Below are 25,773 nucleotides of genomic sequence, written 5' to 3'. Positions count from 1 at the left end.
GGTCCGCGATGATGTGACCATGCGCTTTCTGTTCGTCGGCGACAGCATGACCATCGGACGCGTCGGCGACTGGACCTGGCGCCACCGGATGTGGCAGCACCTGGAGGCGACGCTTCCGGGCGGGTACGAGATCGTCGGCCCGCGCACCGGGCTCTACGACCCGACGGCGGCCGACGACCCCGACGGCGTCGACGCCTACGCCGACCCCGCCTTCCCCGCCCCCGCCCGGCGCCATCTGGCCGGCTGGGGCGAGGGCTGGCTGCACATGGCGCCCGTGATCGGCGAGACGGTCACGGCCACGGGGGCGGACGTCCTGCTGATCTCCCTCGGCCTGATCGACCTCGGCTTCTACACGAACAGCGACCAGACCGCGGAGAACGTCCGCGCGTTCGTCGCGGGGGCCCGCGCCGCGAACCCGCGGGTGCGGGCCGTCCTGCTGCCGGTCATACCGAACGTCCGCGCCGAGTACGACGCGCCCTTCGCCGCCGAGTGCGAGCGCTTCAACGAGCTCCTCGCGAAGGCGGTCGCCGACCTGGACACGGCGGCCTCGCCGCTCCTCCTGGCGGCGATCCCGGAGTCGTACGACATCCACGCGGACACCTACGACGGCACCCACCCGGGGGTGACCGGCGAACACAAGCTGGCCGCGGCGTTCGCCACGGCGATGCACCAGGCCTGGGGCCTGGGCGGCCCCTACCCGCTCTGAGGTCATCGTGGAAGATCACCGGGAGCTGAGCCGAGGCTCCCGGGACCCGGGGGTCACGCGGCGCGGGTGAGGCGGTTCGCGAACGTCGAGACCGTGTACGCACCGATGCCGAGGACGACCTCCAGGGCGTTGCGGCGGGTGTAACCGTGGGACGCGAAGGCCGCGAGCTCCTCGTCGCTGACGGCGCCCGAGGAGGCGAGCACCTGGAGGGTGAAGAGGCGGACGGCGGCGAGGCGTTCGGGTGCGGGGGCGCTCTCCGGGTCGAGGGAGGCCATCTTGGCCTCGTGCATGTCGACGCACAGGTGGCACTGGTTGCGGGCGGCGACGGTCAGGATCACGGTCTCGCGGGAGTGCGGGTCGAGCGTCGTGGACTCGAAGATCTCGCTGAGCTTGAGGAAGCCGTTCAGGGTCTCCGGCGACTCCTTGAGGAGGGCGACGGCGTCGGCGGTACGGGCGGAAAGGTCTGCGGGCAAGGTGTCTCCGATGCGAGGGTGACCTAGAATGGACAACATGGTTGACCATGTCGATGGAGAGAACGTAAACCAGGTTGTCGATCAGGGCAAGGGGGAATCCACGGAATCCACCGAATCCACGGATGCCTCGGAAGCCTCGGAATCCCCAGGGGCACCCGGCCCGGGTTACGAGCTGCCCCTGCTCCTCTTCGGCGGCTTCCGCACCCTCATCGACCGGCTCCACGCCCGTCTCGCCGCCGAGGGCCACCCCGACCTCCGCCCCGCCCACGGCTTCGCCCTGCAGGCCATCGGCGCGGGGGGCGCCACCGGGGGCGCCACCGCCAGCGACATCGGGCGGCGCCTCGGCGTCTCCAAGCAGGCCGCCGGCAAGACCGTCGACCGGCTCCTCACCCTCGGCTACGCGGAACGCGCCGACGACCCCGCCGACGCGCGCCGCAAACTCGTCCGCCTCACCCCGCGCGGCCGCGACGCCCTCGCCCGCTCCGCCGCGATCTTCGACGCACTGCGGGCGGAGTGGGTCGCGGCCCTCGGCGCGGACCGCGTCCGCGACGTCGAGACGGCCCTGCGGAACGTCGTCCCCGCGGAGACGGCGTTCCGCCTGGACGCCACGAGCTGGCTCGGCGCCCCTTAGAACCGGGGCATCACCCGGCGAACCGGGCCATCACCAGGCGAAGGCCTCCGGCGACGGACCCGGGCCCGGGAAGATCTCGTCCAGCGCTGCCAGGACCTCCTCGCTCAGCTCCACCTCCAGGGCACGCAGCGCGCTCGTCAGCTGCTCCGGCGTGCGCGGGCCGACGATCGGACCCGTCACGCCCGGGCGGGTGAGCAGCCACGCGAGGGCCGTCTCGCCCGGCTCCAGGCCGTGCTTGTCGAGCAGGTCCTCGTAGGCCTGGAGCCGCGCCCGCGCCGCCGGGTCGGCGAGCGTCGCCGCCGCGCGCCCCTCGGTGCGGCGCTTGCCCTGTTCCTCCTTCTTCAGGACCCCGCCGAGCAGGCCGCCGTGGAGCGGCGACCACGGGATGACCCCGAGCCCGTACTCCTGCGCGGCCGGGATCACCTCCATCTCGGCGCGCCGCTCGAAGAGGTTGTAGAGGCACTGCTCGCTGACGAGGCCGACCGAGCCGCGCCGGGCCGCGGTCTCGTTGGCCTGGGCGATCTTGTAGCCGGGGAAGTTCGAGGAGCCCGCGTAGAGCACCTTGCCCTGCTGGATCAGGACGTCGACGGCCTGCCAGATCTCCTCGAAGGGGGTCGACCGGTCGATGTGGTGGAACTGGTAGACGTCGATGTAGTCGGTGCCGAGCCGCTTGAGGCTGGCGTCCACCGCGCGGCGGATGTTGAGCGCCGAGAGCTTGTCGTGGTTGGGCCAGGCGTCGCCGTCGGCCGCCATGTTCGCGTACACCTTGGTGGCGAGGACGGTCTTGTCGCGGCGGCCACCGCCCTGGGCGAACCAGGAGCCGATGATCGACTCCGTCCGCCCCTTGTTCTCGGCCCACCCATACACGTTGGCGGTGTCCACGAAGTTCAGACCTGCGTCGAGTGCGGCGTCCAGGATGCCGTGACTGGTCGGTTCGTCTGTCTGTGGACCGAAGTTCATCGTGCCGAGGACGAGTCGGCTGACCTTGAGTCCAGTACGTCCGAGCTGCGTGTACTTCATGAGGCACAAGCCAACTGCTTCGAGCCCACTCCAAGCAAGAGTGGCTTCGCCGACTTCAAGCGACGGCGTTTGCCGGAGACTTGCGGCGGCGGTTCGTGACAAGAGGGAGTTGGGCATGGCGCGCGAAGAACTCACACGGCTCACCGGCAACACCGACGGCGGCCCCCTGCCTTCACCCCGCCCGCCGGGGAAGGGCTCGACCTGCCTCGTCCGCAAGCAGGAGATCAAGCAGTGACTCCCGCTCTCCGTGCGGACACCGACGCGCGCGGCGGGGGCGGGCCGCCATCGCTCCAGCGAGGGGACGCCGCTGCCGACGGTCCTGCCGAGGTGCCTACTGCCCGGTGACCGCCGCCACCGCGATGATCGCGAACATCAGTACGAGCACGCCGGCCATGATTCGGTTACGGGTCTTCGGGTCCACGCATCGAGGTTAACCCGACTGCCCGCCCCGCCCTTCCCCGGCTCCCGCTCCTCCCCCTTCCAGCGGCCAGCCGTCGAGCTTCTCGTACCGGGGCTGCTCGCCCGCCACCCCGCTCACCGGCAGGTTCGAGCGGACCAGCGCCAGCTCGGCCACCTGCCAGCGGCGGCCCTCGAAGGCGTGGAGCTCGTCGAGGAACGGAGGGAGATCGACCTCGTCCGTCCGCGCGCGGGCGAGCGTCAGATGGGCCTGGTAGCGGCGGTGCTCCTCCATCGCGACCCCGGCCCGGCGCGCGGCGGCGTCGGCCCGCTCGGCGAGCAGCCGCAGCTCGTCCAGGTCCCCGGCGACGCCCGTCCACAGGGCACGGCGTCCGAAGTGCCCGCCGCCGTGAAGGCGCAGCGGGAACGGCGGGGTGCGGTGCGCGGCCCGGGCGAGCCTGACCCGCAGCTCGGGCAGCAGCTCCTCGTCGACCTCGCCCATGAAGGCGAGCGTGAGGTGCCAGCCGGGCCGCGAGGTCCAGCGCAGCCCGTCGGCCCCGGGCAGCCGGTGCAGTCGATCCGTGACGTGTCCGAGCTCGTCCAGCTGCTCCGCAGGCGGCAGGACGGCGGCGAAAAGCCTCATGGGGAGAGTCTGGCAGCCCGGGAGGCCGGGCCGGGAGGCTAGCCTCTGCGGGATGAAGATCCGAAAGGGCGGGGTGGAGGACCTCCCCGCGATACTCGCAGTGCTGGACAGCGCCGTGGTGTGGCTCAACGGCAGGGGGATCACCGCCCAGTGGGGCACGGAGCCGTTCTCGGCCCGCGCCGCGGCGGTGCAGCAGGTCGAGGACACCCTGACCGAGGGCGATCCGTGGATCGCCGAGATCGACGGCGTACCGGCGGGCACGATGACGCTGACGCCGCACCCGGGCAAGCACGTGCCGCCGGCGGACGAGCCCGAGGTGTACGTGCGCCTGCTGGCGACCGACGCGCGGTTCCACGGGCACGGGGTGGGGGCGGCGCTCCTCGCCCACGCGGCGGAGGAGACCCGGCGGCAGGGGGTGTCGCTGCTGCGGGTGGACTGCTTCGCGGGCAGCGAGGGGCGGCTCGTCGCGTACTACGAGGGACAGGGCTTCACCCGGACCGACCCCTTCGCGGTGGGCGAGTGGCAGGGGCAGATCCTGGAGCGCCGGGTCTGAGGAGCGGCAGGGGTACGGGGGCGTCGGCGGCGCCCCCGTACGCGTACCGTCAGGCGGCCGTCACCAGCCGCTCGCGTGCCACGAAACGCACCTGCGGGTGGCCGTGGCGCCAGCCGAAGGCCATCTTCAGGCCGCCGACCTTCGCCAGGATCAGGCCGATGACGCCGGCCGCGGCCAGGGAGATCACGCCGCCCGTGGCGAAGCCGACGCGGGCGCCGTACGTGTCGGTCACCCAGCCGAGGAGCGGGGCCCCGATCGGGGTGCCGCCGGCGAAGACCATCATGTAGAGGCTCATCACCCGGCCCCGCATGGCCGGGTCGGTCGCCATCTGGACGGCCGAGTTCGCCGTGATGTTGACCGTGAGGCCGATCATGCCGATCGGCACGAGCAGCAGCGCGAACAGCCAGAACGTCGGCGACAGCGCCGCCGCGATCTCCAGGACGCCGAAGACCGCCGCCGCGACGACCAGCATCCGCAGCCGGGTCGAGCCCCGGCGGGCCGCGGCGAGGGCGCCCACGAGGGAGCCGGCCGCCATCAGGGTGTTGAGGAAGCCGTACGTACCGGCGCCGACGTGGAAGACCTCCTCCGAGAAGGCCGTCAGCCAGATCGGGAAGTTGAACCCGAAGGTGCCGATGAAGCCCACGAGGACGATCGGCCAGATCAGGTCCGGTCGCCCGGCCACGTACCGCAGGCCCTCCCGCAGCTGGCCCTTGCCGCGCGGGGCGCGCTCCACCTTGTGGAGCTCGCTCGTCCGCATGAGCAGGAGGCTCACGAGGGGCGCGAGGAAGGAGAGGCCGTTGAGGAGGAACGCCCAGCCGCTGCCGACTCCGGCGATCAGCACGCCGGCGACGGCGGGGCCGACGAGCCGCGCGGACTGGAAGTTCGCCGAGTTCAGGGAGACGGCGTTGCGCAGGTGCTCGGGGCCGACCATCTCGGCGACGTAGGCCTGCCGGGCCGGGTTGTCGACGACGGTCACCATGCCGAGGAGGAAGGCGATCAGGTAGACGTGCCAGACCTGGATGGAGCCGGAGAGCGTGAGGACGGCGAGCGCGAGACCGCAGAGGCCGAGGGCGGCCTGGCTGAAGAGGAGCAGGGTGCGCTTCGGGTAGCGGTCGGCGATGACACCGCCGTACAGCCCGAAGAGCAGCATCGGCAGGAACTGCAGGGCCGTGGTGATGCCGACGGCGGCGGCCGAGCCGGTGAGGCTCAGGACCAGCCAGTCCTGGGTGATGCGGGCCATCCACGTACCGGTGTTGGAGACGATCGCTCCGGTGAAGAACAGCCGGTAGTTGCGGATTCTGAGCGAGGAGAAGGTTTCCCCCCGCCCGCGGGTCTTGAGGGTGGGTCGATGGACGGGTGCGGAGTCTGCTCCGGGTCCCGTACTCAAAGTGCGTTCGCCTCCTCGGCTGGGGGTTCTAGAGGTGTGCGAGCTTCTCCAGGACCGGGGCGGCGGCGCGCAGCTTGGCCCATTCGTCCTCGTCCAGACCCTCGGCGAGGGTGGCCAGCCAGGCGTTCCGCTTGCGGCGGGACTCTTCGAGCATGGCCTCGGCCGTCTCGGTCTGGCGGACCACCTTCTGCCGGCGGTCGTCGGGGTGCGGCTCCAGCCGGACCAGTCCCTTGGCTTCGAGCAGCGCGACGATGCGGGTCATCGACGGCGGCTGGACGTGCTCCTTGCGGGCCAGCTCACCGGGGGTGGCCGAGCCGCAGAGCTTGAGGGTGCCGAGCACCGACATCTCGGTGGGGCTCAGCGACTCGTCGACGCGCTGGTGCTTGAGTCGTCGGCTCAGTCGCATGACGGAGGAGCGGAGCGCATTCACGGCCGCGGCGTCGTCGGCTGTGCCGTGGGACAGGTCTGGCATGTTCGTTAGCCTAACTCATTACTCTTCCTAAATACCAACCGGGACGCGCCGACGTCGCGTGGATCACACGAGAGGGGGCACCCCCTTGCCGACAGATCACACTTCGGCACCCATGTATCACCCAAACGAGTGAGTCGGATCCGGAAAGTGACGCAAAGAGGCACCGCATGCCCCGACCCTGAACGACATGGGATCGACAGTGCTCAGCCTGCGTATCGACGGTGAGCTGCTCGACCGGCTCAGGAGCCACGCCGCGAAAAGAGGAATGAGCGTCCAGGACTATGTCGTCCGGACGCTCATTCGGGAGGATTTCGACGAGCGGTTCAAGACCGCCGTCGACGAGACGGAGAGGTTCTACGGGTCGGAGCCGGAGCCTTGCGCCGAGGTGGCGGCGGCGTCGGTGCCTCCGTCAGCCGCGCCCTCGCCCGAGGATCACGTGAGGCCGAGCGCCGGCATCGCGTAGTAGAAGACGAAGACCGCCGACACGACGTACATGGCCGCCGGGACCTCACGGCCCCGGCCGACCGCCAGGCGCAGCACGCTGAACGCGATGAAGCCGAAGCCGATGCCGTTCGTGATCGAGTACGTGAACGGCATCATCAGCATCGCCAGGAACGCCGGCACCGCGATGGTGAAGTCGCTCCAGTCGATGTCCTTGACCGAGCCGGCCATGATCAGGAAGCCGACCGCGAGCAGCGCGGGCGTGGCCGCCTGCGAGGGGACCATCGTCGCCAGCGGCGTCAGGAACAGCGCGATCGAGAAGAGTCCGCCGGTCACGACCGAGGCGAGACCCGTCCGCGCGCCCTCGCCGACGCCCGCCGTGGACTCCACGAAGCAGGTGGTGGCGGAGGACGAGGTCGCGCCGCCGGAGGCGACGGCCAGGCCGTCCACGAGCAGGACCTTGTTGATGCCCGGGAAGTTGCCGTCCTTGTCGATCAGCTTGGCCTCGTCGCCGACACCGAGGATCGTGCCCATCGCGTCGAAGAAGCAGGACAGCAGCACGGTGAAGACGAAGAGGACGCCGGTCAGGAGACCGACCTTCTCGAAGCCGCCGAAGAGGCTGACCTCGCCGACCAGACCGAAGTCGGGCGAGGCGACGGGGTTGCCCGGCCACTTCGGGGTGGTGAGGCCCCAGGAGGGGACGGTCGCGACCGCGTTGATCACCATGGCCACGATCGTCATGGCGACGATCGAGATCAGGATGGCGCCCGGCACCTTGCGGATGATCAGGGCGAGGGTGAGCAGGGTGCCCAGGATGAAGACGAGGACCGGCCAGCCGAGGAGGTGACCGCCGCTGCCGAGCTGGAGCGGGACGGTGGTGTGCGCGGCGTCGGGGATGCGGGAGACGAAGCCCGAGTCGACGAGGCCGATGAGCATGATGAAGAGGCCGATGCCGATCGCGATGCCCTTGCGCAGGCCGACCGGGACGGCGTTCATGACGCGCTCGCGCAGACCGGTCGCGACGAGCAGCATCACGACGACGCCGGCGAGGACGACCATGCCCATGGCGTCCGGCCAGGACATCTTCGGCGCGAGCTGGAGCGCGACGACCGTGTTGACGCCGAGGCCGGCCGCAAGCGCGATCGGGACGTTTCCGATGACGCCCATGAGGAGCGTCGAGAACGCCGCCGTGAGGACGGTCGCGGTGACGAGCTGGCCGCCGTCGAGCTGGTTCCCGTACATATCCTTGGCGCTGCCGAGGATGATCGGGTTCAGCACGATGATGTAGGCCATCGCGAAGAAGGTGGCGAAACCGCCCCGGACCTCGCGGGCGACGGTCGACCCGCGCTCGGAGATCCGGAAGTAGCGGTCGAGGCCCGAGGCGGGAGTCCCGGGGGTCTCGGGGGACGGGGCCGTGGCGGTGGCCGTGGTGCTCATGGGGTGGGGTTCCTCTTCGGAAGAAGTCCTTTTTTGGCGGTTCATACGAGGGAAACCCGCCAGAGGCAAACCGTTTCAGTATGAACACATGAACGAGCGAGCGTCTATCTCCGCGCGTAGATACGAATTCCCGCCACCTAGACTGAGTCCCATGGCGAAGTGGACACCGAAGCACGAGGCACCCGAGCCCCTCGAAGGGCCCGTCGTCGCCACCATCACCGGCGGCACGATCCTCTGGTTCGCGCTGTTCCTCGTCCAGGTCCCCTTCTACGGCTGGTTCGACGACCGGGACCTGACCTGGTGGGTGTGGACCTGCCTGGCGGGTGGCGGGCTCGGCCTGATCGGCATTTGGTACGTGCGGGGACGCGAAGCGGCGATCAAGCGGCACGAGGCGGCGGCGGAGTCCGCGGCGTCGGCGTCGGCGTCGGCAGAGTCCGCGGACTCCGCCGACCCCGAGACGCGCCCGCACACGTAATGCCAGAGGACCATTCGCCTCCTCCCCCGGTCTGATCTTCGCCCTTCTCGGCAGGTGAACGACCCATTCCGGTCGTACCGTCGACAACATGACTCAGCGGGCGAAGATCGACACCGGCGGCGGCGAGACCGAGGCGGTGGAGCCGCCCGTCGTGCACCGCCCGGCCGGGCTCACCGCGGCCGAGGTCGCCGAGCGGGTCGCGCGCGGCGAGGTCAACGACGTACCCGTACGCAGCTCCCGCTCGACCACCGACATCGTCCGCGCGAACGTCTTCACCCGGTTCAACGCCATCATCGGCGTGCTGTGGGTGATCATGTTCTTCGTCGCACCGATCCAGGACAGCCTCTTCGGCTTCGTGATCATCGCGAACACCGGCATCGGCATCATCCAGGAGCTCCGCGCCAAGAAGACCCTCGACGGGCTCGCCCTCATCGGCGAGGCGAAACCGACCGTCCGCCGCGACGGGGTCGCCGCCGAGCTCTCCACCTCCGAGATCGTCCTCGGTGACCTGATCGAGCTCGGCCCCGGCGACAAGGTCGTCGTCGACGGCGTCGTCGCCGAGGCCGACAGCCTGGAGATCGACGAATCGCTCCTCACCGGCGAGGCCGACCCGGTCGTGAAACAGCCCGGCGACCCGGTCATGTCCGGCTCGTTCGTGGTCGCCGGCGGCGGCGCGTTCACCGCCACCAAGGTCGGCCGCGAGGCCTACGCGGCCCAGCTCGCCGAAGAGGCCTCCCGCTTCACCCTCGTCCACTCCGAGCTGCGCAGCGGCATCTCCACGATCCTCAAGTACGTGACGTGGATGATGGTCCCGACCGCGATCGGGCTGATCATCAGCCAGCTCGTCGTGAAGGACAACGACCTCAAGAACTCGATCGCCCGCACGGTCGGCGGCATCGTCCCGATGATCCCCGAGGGCCTCGTGCTCCTCACCTCCGTGGCCTTCGCGATCGGCGTGATCCGCCTCGGCCGCAAGCAGTGCCTCGTCCAGGAACTCCCCGCCATCGAGGGCCTGGCCCGCGTCGACGTCGTCTGCCTCGACAAGACGGGCACGCTCACCGAAGGCGGCATGGACGTCACGGAGCTCCGACCATTGGGCGGCTCGGACGAGGCGTACGTACGAAAGGTCCTCGGCGCCCTCGGCGAATCGGACCCCCGCCCGAACGCCTCCCTCCAGGCGATCATCGACGCCTACCCGGACTCGGTGGACTGGCGCTGCACCGAGTCGCTCCCCTTCTCCTCGGCGCGCAAGTACAGCGGCGCGGCGTTCAGCGAAGGCAACGGCGAGAACTCCACCTGGCTCCTGGGCGCCCCCGACGTCCTCCTCCCCCCGGAGGACCCCACCCTCACGGAGATCGACCACCTCAACGAACAGGGCCTGAGGGTCCTCCTCCTCGCCCGCACGACCCGCGAACTCGACGCCCCCGAGGTCGCCACCGACGCCCGCCCGACGGCCCTCGTCGTCCTGGAACAGCGGCTGCGCCCGGACGCCGCCGACACCCTCGCCTACTTCGCCGACCAGAACGTCGCCACGAAGATCATCTCGGGCGACAACGCGGTCTCGGTCGGCGCGGTGGCCGGAAAACTGGACATGCCCGGCGCCGAGAACACGGTCGACGCCCGCACCCTCCCCACGGACCGCGAGGAAATGGCGAAGGTCCTCGACGAGAACGCGGTCTTCGGCCGGGTCAGCCCGCAGCAGAAGCGGGACATGGTGGCGGCGCTCCAGTCCCACGGCCGCACGGTCGCGATGACGGGCGACGGCGTCAACGACGTCCTGGCCCTGAAGGACGCGGACATCGGCGTCTCGATGGGCTCAGGCTCGGAAGCGACCCGCGCCGTCGCCCAGATCGTCCTCCTGAACAACTCCTTCGCGACGCTCCCCTCAGTGGTGGCGGAAGGCCGCCGAGTAATCGGCAACATCACCCGCGTAGCCACCCTCTTCCTCACCAAAACGGTCTACTCGGTCCTCCTCGCGGTCCTCGTCGTCTGCTCCCAAGTCGAGTACCCCTTCCTCCCCCGCCACCTCACCCTCCTCTCCACCCTCACGATCGGCGTCCCGGCCTTCTTCCTCGCCCTCGCCCCCAACAAGGAACGCGCGAGGCCGAACTTCGTCCGCCGGGTCATGCGGTACGCGATCCCCGGCGGCGTCATCGCGGCGGCGTGCACCTTCACCACGTACCTCCTCGCCCGCCACCACTACAGCGGCGAAGGCGCCCTGGAGGCGGAGACCAGCGCGGCCACCCTCACGCTCTTCCTGGTCTCCATGTGGGTCCTGGCGATCATCGCCCGCCCCTACACCTGGTGGCGCATCACCCTCGTCGCCACCATGGCCGGCGCCTTCCTCCTGGTCCTCGTCGTCCCCTGGCTCCAGGACTTCTTCGCCCTGAAACTGGTCGGCACGACGATGCCGTGGGCGGCAGTCGTGATCGCGGCGGCAGGCGCGACACTCCTCGAGGTGGCGTACCGCTGGGTGGACCGGAGGTTCCCGGCATAAGCCCCGGCGGACCGAGCCCCGGCGGCAAGGTCCCTGCCGAGCCGCCCGAGTCCCCGCTAGGGTGACCGATCGATCGCGCGTGATCATCGGTTGGGGGCGGGGATGGCTGCGGGTACGGGGGAAACGCGTCTGACGATGCTCGGGCACTATCAGGTGACCGAGTTGCTGGGAGCCGGCGGCATGGGCGAGGTCTACCTCGCCCACTCGCCCTCCGGACGGGCGGTCGCCGTCAAGGTGATCCGCGAGGACCTCGCGGCGAAGCCCGGCTTCCGCGAACGGTTCGCCCGCGAGGTCCAGGCGGCCCGACAGGTGAGCGGCGCGTTCACGGCGCCGGTCCTGGACGCGGACACGGAAGGTCCCACCCCGTGGATGGCCACCCAGTACGTCGAAGGCCCCACCCTCGCCGACGTGGTGAACGACCGGGGCACTCTCCCTGCCGACGAGGTCTGGCGACTGGCTTCGGGCCTGTGCGAGGCGCTGCGCGACATCCACCGCGCGGGCCTGGTCCACCGCGACCTGAAGCCCGGGAACATCCTGCTGGCCGAGGACGGCCCACGGGTCATCGACTTCGGCATCTCGCGCGTCGTGGACGCCACCGCCCTGACGCAGAGCGGTCAGATCCTGGGAACACCCCTTTTCATGGCGCCCGAACAGTTCCGCACCCCCCGTGACGCGGGACCGGCCGCCGACGTCTTCGCGCTGGGCTCGGTCCTGGTCTACGCGGCGACCGGCCACGGCCCGTTCGACGCGGACACCCCGTACGCGATCGCCTGGAACGCCGTCCACGAGGACCCGAACCTCACCGGCCTGCCCGAATCCCTCCGCCCCGTCGTCGAACCCTGCCTGCGCAAGGACCCCGCCGAACGCCCCGCCCCCGAAACCCTCCTGACCCTCCTCTCCTCCCGCCGCGAACGCCGCGCCCACCGCACCTCCGCCCGCGAAGCCGAACTCGCCCGCACCCGCCGCGTCCGGCTGCGCCGGGTCGCGCTCGCGGCGGGCGCGGTGGCATGCGCGGCGCTGATCGTCGGCGTATGGACGTGGTGGCCGAACGGGGACGGCGGCGAAAGCCCCCGCAAACCGCTCGCCACGGCCGGCACCGCACGGCCGACCCCGACACCGACGCCGGTACGGCTGCCCGGCTGGAAGCCGTGGACCACGCAAGTACTGACGAACACGGACCCGCTGGACCGGATGCTGCACTGCCGCTACCAGTTCTCAGCGCTCTGGTGCACGGGAAACGGCCTGCTGGCGGCGCGCCTGGATCCCCTCACCGGAAAAGTGCTGTGGCAGCGGCAAGGCCCCGAGCAGGGGCCTCCGCCCCTGCTCGAGGTGACCCGCTCGGCCACGTTCGCCGCCACGTACGACGGCGACGGCACCGGTACGAGTCACTCGTACAAGATCTGGACGTTCGATCCCGCGACGGGTACTCCCCTGCTCGAGCGCGTACTCCCTGGCACGAAAGCCTGCGGCACCGCCGGCCAGACTCTCTTCTGTGCTCGCGACGGGAAGATCTCGGCGTGGGATCCGGGCTCGATGAGCCCTATGTGGACCGCCGCGCCGGGCTGGGAACTGTTCATCCCGCCCGCGGGTTCTCCGCCGAGCAACCGCGTCCACGTCGTCAGACGAGACCCCGAAGAGCACATCATCGAAGTCGGGGAGATCACCCAGGGCGACGGCACGCTCCTCTGGAACCGCGGCGTCTCCCCGGACACCGACGTGATCACGATCTCCGAGGAGGGTTACGTGTACGCCGCGTCCCCCGCCCGGCAGGACATGACCAGGCTCACCAGGACCGACCGCAGGACCGGAGCCGAGAAATCCGTCGAACTCGGCACTTCGGAGGAGCTGTTGGGCATCGCGGGCGACGTGTTCTACAGCCATCGCGAGGGAGTCATCAGCGCCTACGACATCGCCGCGGAACGACGTCTGTGGTCCTCGACCACACTCCACGAAGGTTTCTCCGCCCCGGCGGTGGCGGGCGACCGCGTCCACTTCACCGCCGAGGACGGCACCGTCATCGCCCTGAACCGACACGACGGCGGCGCGCTGTGGGAGCGCCGTCCTCCGAAGAGCACCGTGGATCTCAGCCAGTCCGACCCACCGCCCACGACCCAACTGCGGGCGCCCGTGATCATGGGCGACGTCATCATCGCGCCCGCCTACGACTCACGGATCCACTCGTTCCTCGCGCCGGAGAAGGCCACGCCCCCTCAGGCGAAGGCCCCTTCAACCGCCGCCGGTTGAGTCGTCACGACATTCACCGCAGACGGCCTCGGGGTCACGGCTGCGGAAGGCCCGGTCGCATCCGTCGCAGGTGATCAGCGGCGCGGGCCCTTCGATCGCCGACGACGGCGGACCGGCGGGCAGTCGGGGAGGTCGGAGGGTGGTGAGCCGGTACTCCAGGAACCTGCCCGGGTGGTGGATGGGGACGTGCGCGGGCGGGAGGGTGGCGGTGAGCGTACGGATGACCTGGGCGGGAGTCGCGGCCAGGTCGAACCACGCCTCGACGGCGGGCGCGAGCCGCAGGACCTCCCGCCAGGGCAGCAACAGCCGGGGGTCGACGGTCCGCAGCCGCGCGAGGAGCTCGGCGGCGGGCCCGGGAAGCTCCGGGCCGGCTGCTGGTACGGGCTCGGCGGGCTCAGGCCCGGGGTCGGGGTCGGGTTCGGGTTCGGGGTCGGGGTCGGGGTCGGGGTCGGGGTCGACGGGCGGCGCAGCCCGCCGCACCGGCAACCCATACCCGGGCCGGTCGTACGACACGACCCGAGTGGCGAACCGCCCGCCCCCGAGCGGCACCCGATGCCGCTCCAAGTACCCTTCGGCCACCAGCTCGTTGAGCGCGCGCCGGATGGTGATCTCGCCCTCGGTGAAGCGGTTGGTGAGCGTCTTCACGGTGACGTCGGCACCTTCGGGCAGCGACTGGATGTGCACCCCGAGCCCGATCGCCACGGCTGACAGGGACGGATGCTGGGCGAGGTGATTGCCGACGACCGTGAACCGGTCGGTATGCCGGAACCGCACGCGGATCACCCCGGAGCGGGGCGCGTCGGCGGGGATCTCGAACGGAACGGGGTACGCGGACACGGCCGCGTTAGACTGCGGACAAGCCATGGGGAAGCGCTACTTCCTGCTTGGTCAGGCCCTCGTCAGGATGCCAGTCCTGCCGGGGGCCGAGTTGCTGCATATGCCGTTGTTGCGGCCGACCGTACAGCATCCGTCCGCACTCCGGACACTCCTTCACCCGAACGTGTGGCAGGGCCAGTTGGGGAGCGGGAGGGGTGGGTTGGGGAGTTCTCAACCCGTTAATAAATGGGCGTCGTGCACCACCGGCGCGTGGCCGGGCGCACCCCGGCGACGGGGGCGGGTCCGGGGGGTGGGGTCACGCCAGGGGCCCGGGCAGTGTCGGGGGTCGGAGGGCGCCTGGCAGGCCGGTGGGGTGGGGCTCGGTTAGTGGCCGGGGGCCGGTGGGTCCGCTGGGGTTGGGTTCGGGGTGCGCGGCGGAGAGTTCGCGACGACCCTCCCCGGCGAAACGCCGTCTCCGTCAGCACGGCCCCGCGCCCCGCACCATCAGGCGGCCGCGGTCGAAGACCTCGCGTGCGTGGGTGTTGCCGAGGTGTGGCCGGAGGGCGGAGAGCATCGTCGTCACCCGGTCGTCGCACCGACCGGACTGTACGTGCGGGTAGTCGTCCAGGACACGACCCCAGTCGGCACACGCCTCCTCCAGACGCCCGATCTCCAGCTTCCGCTCCGCGAGCATCGCGTTGTACCGGACCCGCGTGCGACGGTAGCCGGGCTCGCGCAGACGGTCGGCCAGCTCCAGGGATTCGATCGACCCGGCGACATCACCGAGCTCGTAACGGACCTGCCCCACGTGGTAGTTCAGCGCGGACGGGTCGTACGACCCGAACGCCTTCGCCCGAGACTCCGCCCTGTCCATGGACCGCTCCGCCTCCTTGATGCGCAGCAGCGCGCCCACCCGGTCCCCGGTCTGCGCGGCAGCGTGGGCCTGCTGCCCCGCGAGGAACGCGACCATGCGGGGACCAGCCTGGGGAGAGGCCGCGGCGGCCGCATCCGCCAGGCGCGAGGCGAGGGGTCCGTGACCGAGATCGACCGCCTGCACGCTCATCCCGCGCAGAGTGGTGCAGTAGGTCAGGTGGTCACCCGCCGCGCCGGCCAGTTCAAGGGCCTTGGTGTAGTACTGCTGGGCCAGGCCGTCCTTGCGCTCGTCCATCGCCATGAATCCGGTCAGATAGCAATGGTCGGCAGCCGCCGACCGCAGGGCGTTCTTCACTCCGTCGGAGGCCGTCGCCCTGAGCGCGGAGACGATCGTGTTCACGAGAAAGGCCGCCGCCATAGGACGGGCCATCCGGCCGCCGAACTTGTCGTCGAGATCGCTGATGTGCTCGGTCATGGCAGTGATCGCCGCAACCTCGGGGCTTCCGATCCGCGCGTGCGGATCGGTTTGCACCTTCTCCAACCGGTCCCGCACATCCGGCCACCCCGGGATGACGGCGGCAGCCGAATAGACCCCTACTCCAAGGACACTCCTGCGTGATGGGTCCATGTCCGCACTCCCGAGGTCGGCCAGTCCCGCCACGGTATCCGGCGTGCCGTCGGAAACCTCGGGCGAATGAGTGAACCCAGCCGCGTACATGCTGATGGGACGGCCAAGCCTGCGCGCGAGCGCCTCCAGGACCAGCGGACGGACCGGCCTCCTCGGAAGCGTGCCCGCCAGCCAGTGCGGCACCGCGGATTCGTCGTACTGGAACGGGATGCCAACCTCGCCACCCACACGGGCGATAGCGCGGACGAACTGGCCTCTCGACCAGCCGGTCTCCTCGAAGAGAGCAGCTAACGCGACGTTCGGTGTACGTGCCGCCATGGCGAACCCCCTGAACTTTCACGGGTTTCACGGTCCGGTACCTGCTCAACAGTACTCACGCTCCGTGTCGAGCAGTTGACTGAACATCACACCACGCGAGAGGAGCGAATGCATGACCACCCCCGATCTGCCACGTCGAACGCCCGGTTCCAGCGGGCGGAGGTACACCGCTCCCGAACCGGTGCCGGGTGCGCCGAGTCGGGCGCTCCGGATGCGCGCGGCTGCCGGCTGGGTGAAGTTCATGCGGCGGGCCGAGGCCGGCGAACGCTTCCCGGAGACGAAGACGTGAACCCGGTCGGCCACGACGGATACGAGCAACACCCTCTGCTCCACAGGCGGGTGCGGGACATCGCCAGCAGCGGAGAGGGGGAGCTGACGGCCGTGACGCACGAGTTGCACAGCGACGGCCGAGTGATCCGCGTCGCCCACATCCGCCCCACGAGCGGCATCGAGTGGACGACCTCGGCCGACAACGTACAGGCCGCCCTCCAGGCCGCCGGACTCCCGGCCCTGCCGCGCGACGGATCGCCTACCCACGCGGCCGAGTAGGGGCACCACACACCATCCCAACCGACCCTTGGAGGACCCATGTTCCACCACTCCGACCGGCTTCCGACCGGGACTCCCCTGCCCATGGGCCACGTCACCTCCGCGCCCTGGGGCGTTCAGCGCATGGCCCCGTACCCGGCGATGGCCCCCGCCTACGCCCGGGCCGAGATCGACCCGGATACCCAGACCGCCCGCTACTTCGACGCCGCCGGCCAGGTCATGGAGATGCCCGGACACGGCACCAGCACCGGTACCAACCCCAGTACGAACACCGGCAACCCGTCCGACGGGTCCAGCGGCGGCGGTACCGGCGGCGGGGACAGCGACACCGGGAACGACGCCGACCAGTGATCCCCGTCGGCCCGGTGCTGGTCGTCACCGTGATCGACGACCCCACGGCCGACCTGGTGATCAGCGAGCTGCACGATCGGGGCGTCCCGGTCGTGCGGCTCGACTCAGGGGACTTCCCCGCCACCTTGTCGTTCGCGGCCACCCTCACGCCTCACGGCATCGAAGGAACGCTGTCCACCCCCACCCGGACCGCCGACCTGTCCCACGTTCGGTCGCTGTACTACCGGCGGCCCTCCGGCTTCACCTTCACGCACCTCGACGAGCAGAACGCCCGCTTCGCCGTCACACAGGCCCGCTACGGCCTCGGCGGTGTCCTGGCCTCACTCCCCGACTGTCTGTACGTCAACCACCCCCACCGCATCGGAGACGCCGAGTTCAAGCCCTCCGGCCTCGCCGCAGCCGTCCAGTGCGGCTTCTCGGTCCCGTCGACCCTCGTCACCTCGGACCCGGACGCCGCCCGCTCGTTCGCCAGGACACACGGGCCGGTCATCTACAAACCGTTGTCGACACCCCTGTACCGGGTCGACGGCGTCTCCTGCACGGTCGAGGTCGGCGAGGTCACGGCGGACCAGATCGACGAGCGCGTGGCCGGTACCGCCCACCTCTTCCAGCACCGCGTCGACAAGGTCGGCGACGTCCGCGTGACCGTCATCGGGCGGCAGGTGTTCTGTGTACGCATCGACTCCGGGCTCCTCGACTGGCGAACGGACTACGACCGGCTCGCCTACACCGTCGTCGAGCCGCCACCCGGCATCAGCGATGCCCTGTACCGGTACCTGGACCACTTCGGACTGGTCTTCGGCTCATTCGACTTCGCCGTGGACCGGACGGGGACATGGTGGTTCCTCGAATGCAACCCGAGCGGCCAGTGGGCATGGATGGAACCGGAAACCGGACTGCCCATGGTCGCGGCCATGGCCGGCCTCCTGGAACGGATGACCACGTGAGCGACGACACGATTCTTCGCGAGGGACTTGCCGACCGGCTCGCCGCGGACGGTCAGCTGCGTTCGCCCGAGTGGCGCCGGGCCGTGGTCGACGTTCCCCGCCATGAGTTCCTCCGCAACGGGTTCTTCCGCCGGGTGGATGGCAACGGCCCTACCGGATGGGAGCCGGTCATGCCGGAAGACCCGGCCTGGCTCCCGGCCGCCTACGAGGACGACTCACTCGTGACCCAGGTCGCCGGAACCATCTCCCCCGGCGACATCCAGGGCCGTATCTTCCGGTCCCCGACCAGCTCCAGCACCATGCCGAGCATCGTCGTACGGATGCTCGAAAACCTCCAGGTGGACGACGGCACGCACGTCCTGGAGATCGGCACCGGTACGGGCTACTCGACAGCCCTCCTCTGCCACCGCCTCGGCGACGATCTCGTGACCTCGGTCGAAGTCGACGCGGACGTGTCCACACGGGCACGCACCTCCCTCCGCGCCACCGGTCACCTGCCCCGGCTCGTCGTCGGGGACGGCCTCTCGGGGGACCCGGAGGGCGGCCCGTACGACCGGATCGTGGCCACCTGCGGAGTCCTCGGCGTCCCACCGGCCTGGCTCGCCCAGACCAGGCCCGGCGGTCGGATCCTCGCCACGGTGTGCGGATGGATGTACTCCTCCGAACTCGCCCGCCTGACCGTCGAGGACGGCGTCGCGCACGGCAGACTCCTCGGCGGCCAGATCTCCTTCATGCTCGCCCGGGCCCATCTGCCGCCGCCTCTGGGAGCGTTGCCCGATCTCGGCGACGGCGAGGAGCGTGAGGCCGTCATCGGCGCGGATGCTCTGGACGACTGGACCGCCCGGTTCGTCGCCCAACTCGCTGCGCCTCGCGCTCAGCTCCTCCGGATCTCTCTCGACGGCGGCGAGGCAGCCCCCGTACTTCTCGATGTAGGGGCCGGGGCGTGGGCGTCCCTCCACCAGCTCGGCCGTCGTTGGGTGGTCCGCCAAGGCGGACCGGACCGACTCTGGGACCGAATCGAAGATCACGTGGCTCGCTGGCGACGGGCCGGTTCACCGGACCTCGACCGCTTCCGGATCACCGTCACCCCAGACGCCCAGACCATCACCTGGCCGAACTGACCAGCGGTCGAGAGCGGACGAGGGCACTCGGCACCGGGGCGGGGCCTCGGGGTGGGCCGGCTTCGTGGGCTTCTGGTGGGACCGCCCTCTTTCCGAGAGTCGCACCTTCCGCCACCGCGTCAAGGGCGCCTTCGGCGTCGCTGCGCGATGGCCTGCGGCCACCCTTGACCCGGCGGCTCCAGGAGCGAAAGACCTCTCGGAGGGCGGCCGGGGGCGTGGCCACGCGGGGGCCCGGGCATCGGTCGGGGTCGGACGGCGCCTGGCAGGCCGGTGGGGTGAGGCTTGGCTAGCGGCGGGGGTGGGTGGGTCCGCTGGGGTGGGTTCGGGGTGCGCGGTCGTTGAATGGGGCAGTCGGGCTCGGCTTAGCGAGTCACGGCCGGTGGGGAGTTGGGATTCAGGCCCCGCTGGTCTGTCTCGGTGGGGGGTGGAGACATGCCTAGCGTGTAGTTACTACGAGTAGCTAGTGCTGTGACCGCATAGGTTCGCCGGGTTGGTTGGAAAATGGCTCAGGAGGCGGACGGCTCGATCTCCCCCGCGAAGACGATGACCTGGTCGATGAGGCTCCGCCGCAGATGGACGACGTCCGTTCCCGCCAGGCGGGGGCCTCCATCCGGCGTCGTGAAGACCCACTGGTACCGGGCCCACTCGTCCGGCATGTCCACCGCCGAACAGCGCACCATCGTGCCGGTCCCCGCGGGGTGGCGCCGGATGTCCAGCACGAACCGCTCGACCGCCTCGATCCCCTCACTGCGGCCCAACGGTCCCCAGAAGACCACGTCCGAGGTGAGGGCCTGGGAGAGCAACGCAGTCACATAGCTGTCGTCCGAGGCGTTGAACGCGGAGATGAACGTGTCGATCGCGGACCGCGCGGTCTCTTCCTGCATGCACCAGTAATACCAGTCGCCTCGCGGAACGCGCTCGTCCCGTGAGCCGTCCTCCGACCACGGTGAACCATCCCGGTCACAGCACTAGCCGCTGGGGTGGGGAAGTCGGGGTATTTCGCCCCTGGTCTGCGATCGATCTGTAGCAATGTCTCGTCTGGTGTCGTCTCGCCTCACCGGTGGGTCTTCCCCCCACCGGGAGTGACCAGCGGGGCTTGAATCTCGGCCGACCACCGACCGTCCGCCGCTTAGCCAAGCCCGGCTGCCCCATTCAACGGCAGCGCACCCCGAACCGACGGAAGGTGCCCACCCACCCCCGCCACTGGCCCAGCCCCACCCCACCGGCCTGCCAGGCGCCCTCCGACCCCCGACACTGCCCGGGCCCCCGCGTGACCCCCGGCCCCCGGACCGCCCTCCGAGAGTTTTTGCGCGGCTTCCGTCGCCGGGTCAAGGGTGGCCGTAGGCCATCGCGCAGCGACGCCGAAGGCGCCCTTGACGCGGCGGCGGAAGGTGCGACTCTCGGAAAGAGGGCGGTCCCACCAGAAGCTCGCAAGAACCCCTCGCCCCCCAGAGGCCCCTGGGCCGGACCGGGCACCGTCGTGGCGGGGTCGGCATCGCGGTCAGCTTCTGACCTACATCCCTCCTACCGTCGGACCATGACCACTTCACCTGAAGCCGAAGGCTCCGTCCCGTTCCTTCGAGGAGAGCTCGGAGAGCTGCTGCGTGCGCTCGCCGAGCAGCGCGAGTTGCTTCTCATCACCGTGCGCGGCATCACCGACGCCCAGGCCGCGCAGCGTACGACCGTCAGCGAGCTCACCCTGGGCGGGATCGTCAAGCACATCGCCCGTGGCCACCACGTGTGGACGCAGATCCTGGCCAAGGGGGACGGGGAGCTGCCGGACGGCATGCTCGACATGGAGCAGTACCGCATGGCCGGCGGCGAGACGCTCGCCGGGCTCCTGGAGCAGTACGCGACCGAGGCCCGGGGAACCGAAGAAGCCCTGGTCGGCCTGCCCGATCTGGACCGGACCGTGCCCCTCCCCAGGACTCCGTGGTCCCCGCCCGAGACCGTCTACTGGTCCGTGCGCCGGATCCTGCTCCACCTCCTCAGGGAGACGGCTCAGCACGCCGGGCACGCGGACATCATCCGGGAGGCACTCGACGGAGCGAGCACCACCGCCCAGCGGTGATCGCCCGCTCCGGGGACCTCGGTCAGTCGAACCAGCGGTCCCTGGCCAGTTCCGCTGTACGGGACGGGTCTTCGAGCAGCGCCGCCACCTCGAAGCGGCGGGGCCACTGGCCTGCCGACCAGGCCAGGCCTGCCGCTACGCCTTCCAGGGTGGCGGCGTGGAGGACGCCGTCCGGGGTCACCCGCCAGTCCAGTTCCACGCCCGCCGCTCGGAGTTCCTCGTGTTCGATGTACGAGGCAGGGGTTGCCGGGCCCAGGAGGGCGTGGACCGACGGCGGGACCTCGTGTTCCTCGCCCACCGTCGTCACCTCCGCCTCGAACTCCTCGCTCAGGCGGCGGACCTGGAACAGTTCCGCCAGGTCGGCCGCGCGGGACGGGGCGACCGGGAGCAGTGGGGTGTCGCCCGTGAGGGGGAGGAGGTCCGGGGCGTCCGCCACCAGGGTTTCGGCCGCGTCCACGACGACCAGCTCTCCGTTCACCACCGCCCGCAGCTCGTCCGGGAGCGTCACCTGGTCCGGGTCCAGGTCCGCCAGCGCCGTGTAGAGGGCGTGGAGTTGGGGGGCCGTGACCTCGCGGGACGGGTCCGCCAGGCGGGTCAGGAGTTCGGCCGCGCCGCCCGGTTCCTCCAGGAGCGCCGCCACCGAGGTGCGGACGCCCAGGGCCCGCAGGACCTGTTCGTCGTCGAAGCCGGTCGCGTCGGCGGAGTCGTACAGGCCGGAGAGGAGGGGGTCCGAGCCTTCGGCGCGGAGTCCCGCGGGGCGGCGGCCGTCCAGGACCGGGTGGTCGCGGAGCCACCACGCCGTGTACGAGCGGACCGTCTCCGTCGTGCCGTCCGGGAGGAGGATCCGTACCGGCTGGGTGAGGGCGTCGCGGAGCGGGGGCTGCGCCAGGAGCGCCAGGGCCTGCGGCCAGGCGTCGTCGTCCACCAGGTCCAGGTCCCGTACCGCCACGATCTCCGTCGCCACCGGCGGCACCGGCGACTCCGGCAGGCGGTCCAGGACGTCCTCGCACCACACGTCGACCGCGTCCAGGAGGCCGGCGTCGTCCGGCTCCGGGTAGTCGCTCTCCCGGGGCTCGACCTCGTCCGGGTCGAGGACCAGGTCCGTCGCGCGGACCAGGGCGAAGGTGGACAGGACTCCGCAGGCCGCCAGGGGGCGTTCGCCCCAGCGGGCCGCCAGGTCCCCGTCGACGAAGGGCAGTTCGTCCTCGCGCATCACCGACGCGAAGGGGGAGCCCGGGAGGACCAGCTCGCCCGCCGGGGTGAGTTCGCCGTCCTCGTCGGGGAGGGCGAGCGCGCCCAGCCACGGTTCCTCGCCCTGGTCGAGTTCCGCGTCCCTGACCAGGGCGAGGACCGTCTCCGCCAGTTCCTCCGCGTCGAGGGTGTCCGCGTCCTCGTCCCAGATCTCCCCCGCGTCGAGTGAGGCCGCGACCGCCGCCCGTACCTGCGGGGTCGTCAGGACCGCGCGGGGCGTGGCGGGCAGGGCGCCCAGCTTCTCCAGGAGCGGGTGCGCCGCCTCCGGGTGCGCCACCTTCAGGCCGAGGCGGGTCAGTTCGGCGGGTGTCCGGTCCTGCGGGAGCAGGACCTGGCGGGGGCCGATCGTCGTACGGATCCGGCCGCCGTCCTCCGAGTCGTCGGAGTCGTTCGCGAGCGGCACCGGGAGGCCCGTCAGGCGGTCCGGGTCGACTCCGGCGAGGGAGTCGTACACCCGCCACCACCACGTCGGGGCCCGGTCCACGCCGGCCAGCCGGTCGATCGCCTCCGTCAGCGGTACGCGGCCCACCCCGAGCGTGCGCAGTTCGGGGCGCCGCTCCAGGCCGGCCGGGAGGAGGGTCGGGAAGACCTCGGCGAGGACGTCGACGGTCTCGGCGCCCGCGCCTTCCGCCACCTCCGCCTCGATCGGGCGGAGCGCCGGGAGCTCTTCGGAGGGGGCCGCCGGGGCCAGGAACGCGACCCTCGGCAGCCGGTCGAGGATCGCCTCGCGCAGCGCCCCGTCGAGCGGGCCCTTGCCGAGCGGGCCGGGTACGAGGTCGAGGGTGGCGGTCGTCACCGGGTGCCAGTCGGCGAGGAGTTCGGCGTACGCGTCCGCCGCGCGCTGCACCAGGTAGTCGGTGAGCGGGCCGGGTGCCGGGTGGCGCCGCGCGGTGTCCAGCGGCAGGGAGGCGATGAGGAGGGCGGGGATGCCGAGGGGCTCGTCGGTGGGCGTGGGGGCGTGCACGACCGGTTCGGTACGGGGGTGGCGCGGGGCGCCCTCCGCGTCCACGGGTACGGCCCAGGTGACGGCCCAGTGGGGGCGGAGCCGCTCCTCCACCGGGCGGTCCTTGAGGAGTTCGGCGTCGAGGGGCCCGGTGTGGGAGACGGTCCGCCAGCGGTGGGTGCCGGTCGCCGTGTCGTCGATACGGACGTAGCCGTCGTCCTCGGACCTGCGGAGGGTTCGTACGCCCTCGGCCGTCTCGACGACGATCTCCGCGAGACCGGGGAGCGTGAGGAGCAGCGCGTCGTCGACCGATTCGAGGAGCCGCTCGGCCAGGTCGCGGGCGGCGGTGTCGCGCAGGGGGAGGACGACGACCGTGTCGTAGCCGTCGGGCGCGGTGCCCTCGGCGGGCAGCGGGAGACGCAGGAGGGGTACGTGGCCGTCCCTGCGGCGCAGTTCGTCGCCCAGGCCCGGGCTGTGGCGGGCGGACTCGGCGGCGAGTTCGCGGGCCTCGGCGAGGGACCAGCGGACGCCGCCGTGGCGGCCGAGGACGGCGGGTTCGTCGGTCACGGCGAGGACGGCGGCGAAGCCGACGCCGAAGCGGCCGACGGCGCCGGGGCCCTGCTCGCGCTTGGCGGAGGCGCGGAGCGTGGACAGCGACTCGGCGCCGGTGGCGTCCAGCGGGGCGCCGGTGTTGGCGGCGGCGAGGATCGCGGGGCTCTCGTCGTCCGCGGGGTGGAGGGTGAGGCGGAGGCGGCCGGTGACGCCGGCGCGGTGGGCGGCGTCGGCGGCGTTCTGGGCGAGTTCGACGACGAGCCGGTCGCGGTAGCCGCCGAGCGCGAGGTCCTCCTCGGCGTTGGCGTCCTCGCGGAACCGGGCGGGCGAGGCGCCCCAGGCGTCGAGCACTCCCCGCCGCAGCCGTGCGGTGCCGAAGGGATCGGTTCCGTCGGTCGTCGTCCGGACGCTGACGCTCACGTCTGACTCCACTCTGCGGGGCGGTGATCACTCGCCGATCCCGCGCCGATCACGTGCTGATCGGTGCTGACCGGCGCTGATCGGGTGCGGATCGGGTGCGAATCGGTTGGTGACACTGCCGGACCGAAGGTCCGGGCCCGAAAGGTACCGCGCTCCGCCCCGCCCCGGCCGCCGGGGCACGTCCCGCCCCCGGGGCGCGCGGAAGCACATCCCGGGGTGGGAACGAGGGTGAACGGGGGCTACGAGTGGCCCAGGTCCTCGGAGGAGTCGTCGGGCTCCGTCGTCGAGCCGGAGTCCTTGGCCGGGCGGAGCGGGAAGACGTCCGAGGCCATCGAGTCGAGGACCGGGGGCGCCGGGCGCGGGGGCTTCGGCATGACCGCGGCCTCCGAGTGGCCCCCGCAGCCGTACGCGAGGGAGACGACCCGGCCGTCCGCCGGGGAGAACTCGTTGGCACAGACGCCGAAGGCCTGCTTCAGGGAGCCGGCGAGCGGCACCAGGAACGCGCAGGACTCGCAGGACGCGGGGGCCGCCTGCGCCATCGGGGTCTTGGCGCCGAAGTTCTCGTCCCAGCGGTCCGCGGCCACGTGCAGGCCGTAGCGGGAGAGGACGCGGGCCCGGCGCATGCCGAGCTCCTCGGCGACCGCGGCGATCGTGCCGCGCGAGGGCGTACGGGAGACGATCTCGGCGTCCTCGGCGTCGAGGTGGTCCGCCAGCTCCTCCGAGACCGCCGAGTTCGGCGGCGGCGCCTCCTCGCCCGTGTATCCGGGCTCCAGGCGCAGGTCGTCCTGCTCGGTGGGGAGCAGGTCGCCGGGCCCCATGTCGCCGGGGCGGAGGCGCTCGCTCCACGGCACCCACTCGGGGGCGAGGAGGGCGTCGGCGCCGGGCAGCAGGACGGTTTCGTCAAGCGTGACGTTCTTGGCGCGTGAGGCGCGGGTGACCGTCACCGCCCAGCGCCAGCCGCGGTAGCCCGGCTCCTCGCACTCGAAGAAGTGCGTGACGACCCGGTCGCCCTCCGCGACGACCTCGACGTGTGCGCCCACCTTGGCGGGCGCGGCCGCCTCCTCGGCGGCCTCCCGCGCGAGGTCTACCGCCTCGACGCACAGGCGGTCGGGGGTACGCGTGGCTCGCGGGGTACGCGGGGCACCGCTTCGCGTCGTCGCAGCACTCACAGGTCTCGCTTCTCTCCTACGCCGTCTCACGGGTGCGCCGGCCGAGGGGCGAAAGCGAAGCCACGGGCGGCGGGCGGAGCGGACCTGAGGGCCGCATCGACGTCCGCACCCGACTTGTCTCGCGTGTCTCGGGCACACCTATCGCCATCCATTCTGCGGGATGCCGAAGAGGCGCGCGGCCGAGAACTTCCGCCGGTGACGCGCTACGCACGCTACCCCGTTCGCGGGCCTCCGCCCACCTGCCCGCCTCAAGTGGCCCGGATCGCGGACGCTCCGGACCGCCTCGCCACCGTCTCACGACTGCCTCGCGACTGCCTCGTGACCACTGTTTCGCGGCTGATTCCCGGCTGTCCCGCCGCCCTCTTGCCGCCCTCCCGTCGCCCTCCTAC

The 25,773-nt window shown here is 71.3% G+C and carries 24 protein-coding genes; 13 read left to right on the top strand and 11 right to left on the bottom strand.

What is annotated here, in order from left to right; all coding sequences use genetic code 11:
- Positions 1-19 precede the first annotated feature (19 nt).
- The gene (locus ACFWWU_RS09470) at positions 20-706 is read left to right on the top strand and encodes a GDSL-type esterase/lipase family protein (protein ID WP_384141407.1); all 687 of its coding nucleotides are present in this window, start codon (positions 20-22) and stop codon (positions 704-706) included.
- A 53-nt stretch (positions 707-759) separates the two neighbouring features.
- On the opposite strand, the gene ACFWWU_RS09465 is transcribed toward ACFWWU_RS09470, so the two are convergent.
- The gene (locus ACFWWU_RS09465) at positions 760-1,179 is read right to left on the bottom strand and encodes a carboxymuconolactone decarboxylase family protein (RefSeq protein ID WP_384141404.1); all 420 of its coding nucleotides are present in this window, start codon (positions 1,177-1,179) and stop codon (positions 760-762) included.
- 37 nt (positions 1,180-1,216) lie between these two features.
- On the opposite strand from ACFWWU_RS09465, the gene ACFWWU_RS09460 reads away from it, so the two are divergent.
- Positions 1,217-1,810, top strand: coding sequence for a MarR family winged helix-turn-helix transcriptional regulator (locus ACFWWU_RS09460; RefSeq protein WP_384141401.1), 594 nt, complete (start codon positions 1,217-1,219; stop codon positions 1,808-1,810).
- Between the two features lie 30 nt (positions 1,811-1,840).
- On the opposite strand, the gene ACFWWU_RS09455 is transcribed toward ACFWWU_RS09460, so the two are convergent.
- Together ACFWWU_RS09455 and thpR are read right to left on the bottom strand one after the other, a co-directional pair.
- Positions 1,841-2,830 carry an aldo/keto reductase gene (locus ACFWWU_RS09455; protein ID WP_384141398.1) on the bottom strand — a complete coding sequence of 330 codons (990 nt, stop codon included), beginning with the start codon at positions 2,828-2,830 and terminating at the stop codon, positions 1,841-1,843.
- 430 nt (positions 2,831-3,260) lie between these two features.
- Positions 3,261-3,869 (bottom strand): RNA 2',3'-cyclic phosphodiesterase, encoded by a 609-nt coding sequence (gene thpR, locus ACFWWU_RS09450; RefSeq protein WP_384141395.1) that lies wholly within the window; start codon positions 3,867-3,869, stop codon positions 3,261-3,263.
- Between the two features lie 52 nt (positions 3,870-3,921).
- On the opposite strand from thpR, the gene ACFWWU_RS09445 reads away from it, so the two are divergent.
- A complete protein-coding gene (locus ACFWWU_RS09445) occupies positions 3,922-4,422 on the top strand; it encodes a GNAT family N-acetyltransferase (RefSeq protein WP_384141392.1) in 501 nt (166 codons plus the stop codon).
- Between the two features lie 49 nt (positions 4,423-4,471).
- On the opposite strand, the gene ACFWWU_RS09440 is transcribed toward ACFWWU_RS09445, so the two are convergent.
- A complete protein-coding gene (locus ACFWWU_RS09440; protein ID WP_384141389.1) occupies positions 4,472-5,809 on the bottom strand; it encodes an MFS transporter in 1,338 nt (445 codons plus the stop codon).
- Between the two features lie 28 nt (positions 5,810-5,837).
- Positions 5,838-6,281, bottom strand: a complete 444-nt coding sequence (locus ACFWWU_RS09435; protein WP_024759949.1) for a MarR family winged helix-turn-helix transcriptional regulator — start codon at positions 6,279-6,281, stop codon at positions 5,838-5,840.
- 187 nt (positions 6,282-6,468) lie between these two features.
- Here ACFWWU_RS09435 and ACFWWU_RS09430 point away from each other — a divergent pair, with 187 nt between their 5' ends.
- Entirely contained in the window at positions 6,469-6,744 is a 276-nt protein-coding gene (locus ACFWWU_RS09430) for a hypothetical protein (RefSeq protein WP_384141386.1), read from the top strand.
- On the opposite strand, the gene ACFWWU_RS09425 is transcribed toward ACFWWU_RS09430, so the two are convergent.
- Positions 6,714-8,159, bottom strand: a complete 1,446-nt coding sequence (locus ACFWWU_RS09425) for an NCS2 family permease (RefSeq protein WP_384141383.1) — start codon at positions 8,157-8,159, stop codon at positions 6,714-6,716. The two genes, ACFWWU_RS09430 and ACFWWU_RS09425, sit on opposite strands and share 31 nt — an antisense overlap.
- A 151-nt stretch (positions 8,160-8,310) precedes the next feature.
- Between ACFWWU_RS09425 and ACFWWU_RS09420 the strand changes: the two genes are divergently transcribed.
- The 3 genes from ACFWWU_RS09420 (at position 8,311) to ACFWWU_RS09410 (ending at position 13,375) form a co-directional block, all read left to right on the top strand.
- Positions 8,311-8,634 (top strand): DUF2530 domain-containing protein, encoded by a 324-nt coding sequence (locus tag ACFWWU_RS09420; protein WP_384141380.1) that lies wholly within the window; start codon positions 8,311-8,313, stop codon positions 8,632-8,634.
- A gap of 88 nt (positions 8,635-8,722) precedes the next feature.
- Complete coding sequence (locus ACFWWU_RS09415; RefSeq protein WP_384141377.1) at positions 8,723-11,131, top strand: HAD-IC family P-type ATPase; 2,409 nt, start codon at positions 8,723-8,725, stop codon at positions 11,129-11,131.
- 153 nt (positions 11,132-11,284) lie between these two features.
- Positions 11,285-13,375, top strand: a complete 2,091-nt coding sequence (locus ACFWWU_RS09410) for a protein kinase (RefSeq protein WP_384141374.1) — start codon at positions 11,285-11,287, stop codon at positions 13,373-13,375.
- Here ACFWWU_RS09410 and ACFWWU_RS09405 read toward each other — a convergent pair.
- Positions 13,358-14,212, bottom strand: a complete 855-nt coding sequence (locus tag ACFWWU_RS09405; protein WP_384141371.1) for a hypothetical protein — start codon at positions 14,210-14,212, stop codon at positions 13,358-13,360. The two genes, ACFWWU_RS09410 and ACFWWU_RS09405, sit on opposite strands and share 18 nt — an antisense overlap.
- Before the next feature lie 457 nt (positions 14,213-14,669).
- On the bottom strand, positions 14,670-16,010 hold the full coding sequence (locus ACFWWU_RS09400) for a tol-pal system YbgF family protein (RefSeq protein WP_384141368.1): 1,341 nt from the start codon (positions 16,008-16,010) through the stop codon (positions 14,670-14,672).
- A gap of 112 nt (positions 16,011-16,122) precedes the next feature.
- Between ACFWWU_RS09400 and ACFWWU_RS09395 the strand changes: the two genes are divergently transcribed.
- The 5 genes from ACFWWU_RS09395 to tgmC all read left to right on the top strand — a co-directional run bounded on the left by ACFWWU_RS09395 (position 16,123) and on the right by tgmC (position 18,978).
- Complete coding sequence (locus ACFWWU_RS09395; protein WP_384141365.1) at positions 16,123-16,299, top strand: hypothetical protein; 177 nt, start codon at positions 16,123-16,125, stop codon at positions 16,297-16,299.
- 92 nt (positions 16,300-16,391) lie between these two features.
- Positions 16,392-16,559 (top strand): hypothetical protein, encoded by a 168-nt coding sequence (locus ACFWWU_RS09390; RefSeq protein WP_384141362.1) that lies wholly within the window; start codon positions 16,392-16,394, stop codon positions 16,557-16,559.
- Between the two features lie 39 nt (positions 16,560-16,598).
- On the top strand, positions 16,599-16,910 hold the full coding sequence (tgmA, locus tag ACFWWU_RS09385) for a putative ATP-grasp-modified RiPP (RefSeq protein ID WP_384141359.1): 312 nt from the start codon (positions 16,599-16,601) through the stop codon (positions 16,908-16,910).
- A complete protein-coding gene (tgmB, locus tag ACFWWU_RS09380) occupies positions 16,907-17,857 on the top strand; it encodes an ATP-grasp ribosomal peptide maturase (protein ID WP_384141357.1) in 951 nt (316 codons plus the stop codon). Before tgmA ends, tgmB begins: the two co-directional genes overlap by 4 nt.
- Positions 17,854-18,978: an ATP-grasp peptide maturase system methyltransferase gene (gene tgmC, locus ACFWWU_RS09375; RefSeq protein WP_384141354.1), complete on the top strand. Its 1,125-nt coding sequence runs from the start codon at positions 17,854-17,856 to the stop codon at positions 18,976-18,978. Before tgmB ends, tgmC begins: the two co-directional genes overlap by 4 nt.
- A gap of 506 nt (positions 18,979-19,484) precedes the next feature.
- On the opposite strand, the gene ACFWWU_RS09370 is transcribed toward tgmC, so the two are convergent.
- The gene (locus ACFWWU_RS09370; protein ID WP_024757633.1) at positions 19,485-19,862 is read right to left on the bottom strand and encodes a nuclear transport factor 2 family protein; all 378 of its coding nucleotides are present in this window, start codon (positions 19,860-19,862) and stop codon (positions 19,485-19,487) included.
- Between the two features lie 653 nt (positions 19,863-20,515).
- Here ACFWWU_RS09370 and ACFWWU_RS09365 point away from each other — a divergent pair.
- Entirely contained in the window at positions 20,516-21,049 is a 534-nt protein-coding gene (locus ACFWWU_RS09365) for a DinB family protein (RefSeq protein ID WP_384141350.1), read from the top strand.
- Positions 21,050-21,071: 22 nt separating this feature from the next.
- On the opposite strand, the gene ACFWWU_RS09360 is transcribed toward ACFWWU_RS09365, so the two are convergent.
- Together ACFWWU_RS09360 and ACFWWU_RS09355 are read right to left on the bottom strand one after the other, a co-directional pair.
- Positions 21,072-24,227 carry a sacsin N-terminal ATP-binding-like domain-containing protein gene (locus tag ACFWWU_RS09360; RefSeq protein WP_384141347.1) on the bottom strand — a complete coding sequence of 1,052 codons (3,156 nt, stop codon included), beginning with the start codon at positions 24,225-24,227 and terminating at the stop codon, positions 21,072-21,074.
- 227 nt (positions 24,228-24,454) lie between these two features.
- Positions 24,455-25,384: a DUF3027 domain-containing protein gene (locus ACFWWU_RS09355; RefSeq protein ID WP_384141344.1), complete on the bottom strand. Its 930-nt coding sequence runs from the start codon at positions 25,382-25,384 to the stop codon at positions 24,455-24,457.
- Between the last annotated feature and the right edge of the window lie 389 nt (positions 25,385-25,773).

Origin of the sequence: Streptomyces sp. NPDC058650 (assembly GCF_042717315.1) — a bacterium.
Lineage (GTDB): Bacteria > Actinomycetota > Actinomycetes > Streptomycetales > Streptomycetaceae > Streptomyces.
Note: the sequence above shows the minus strand (reverse complement) of the source record. Positions and strands in the feature narration are given on the sequence as shown.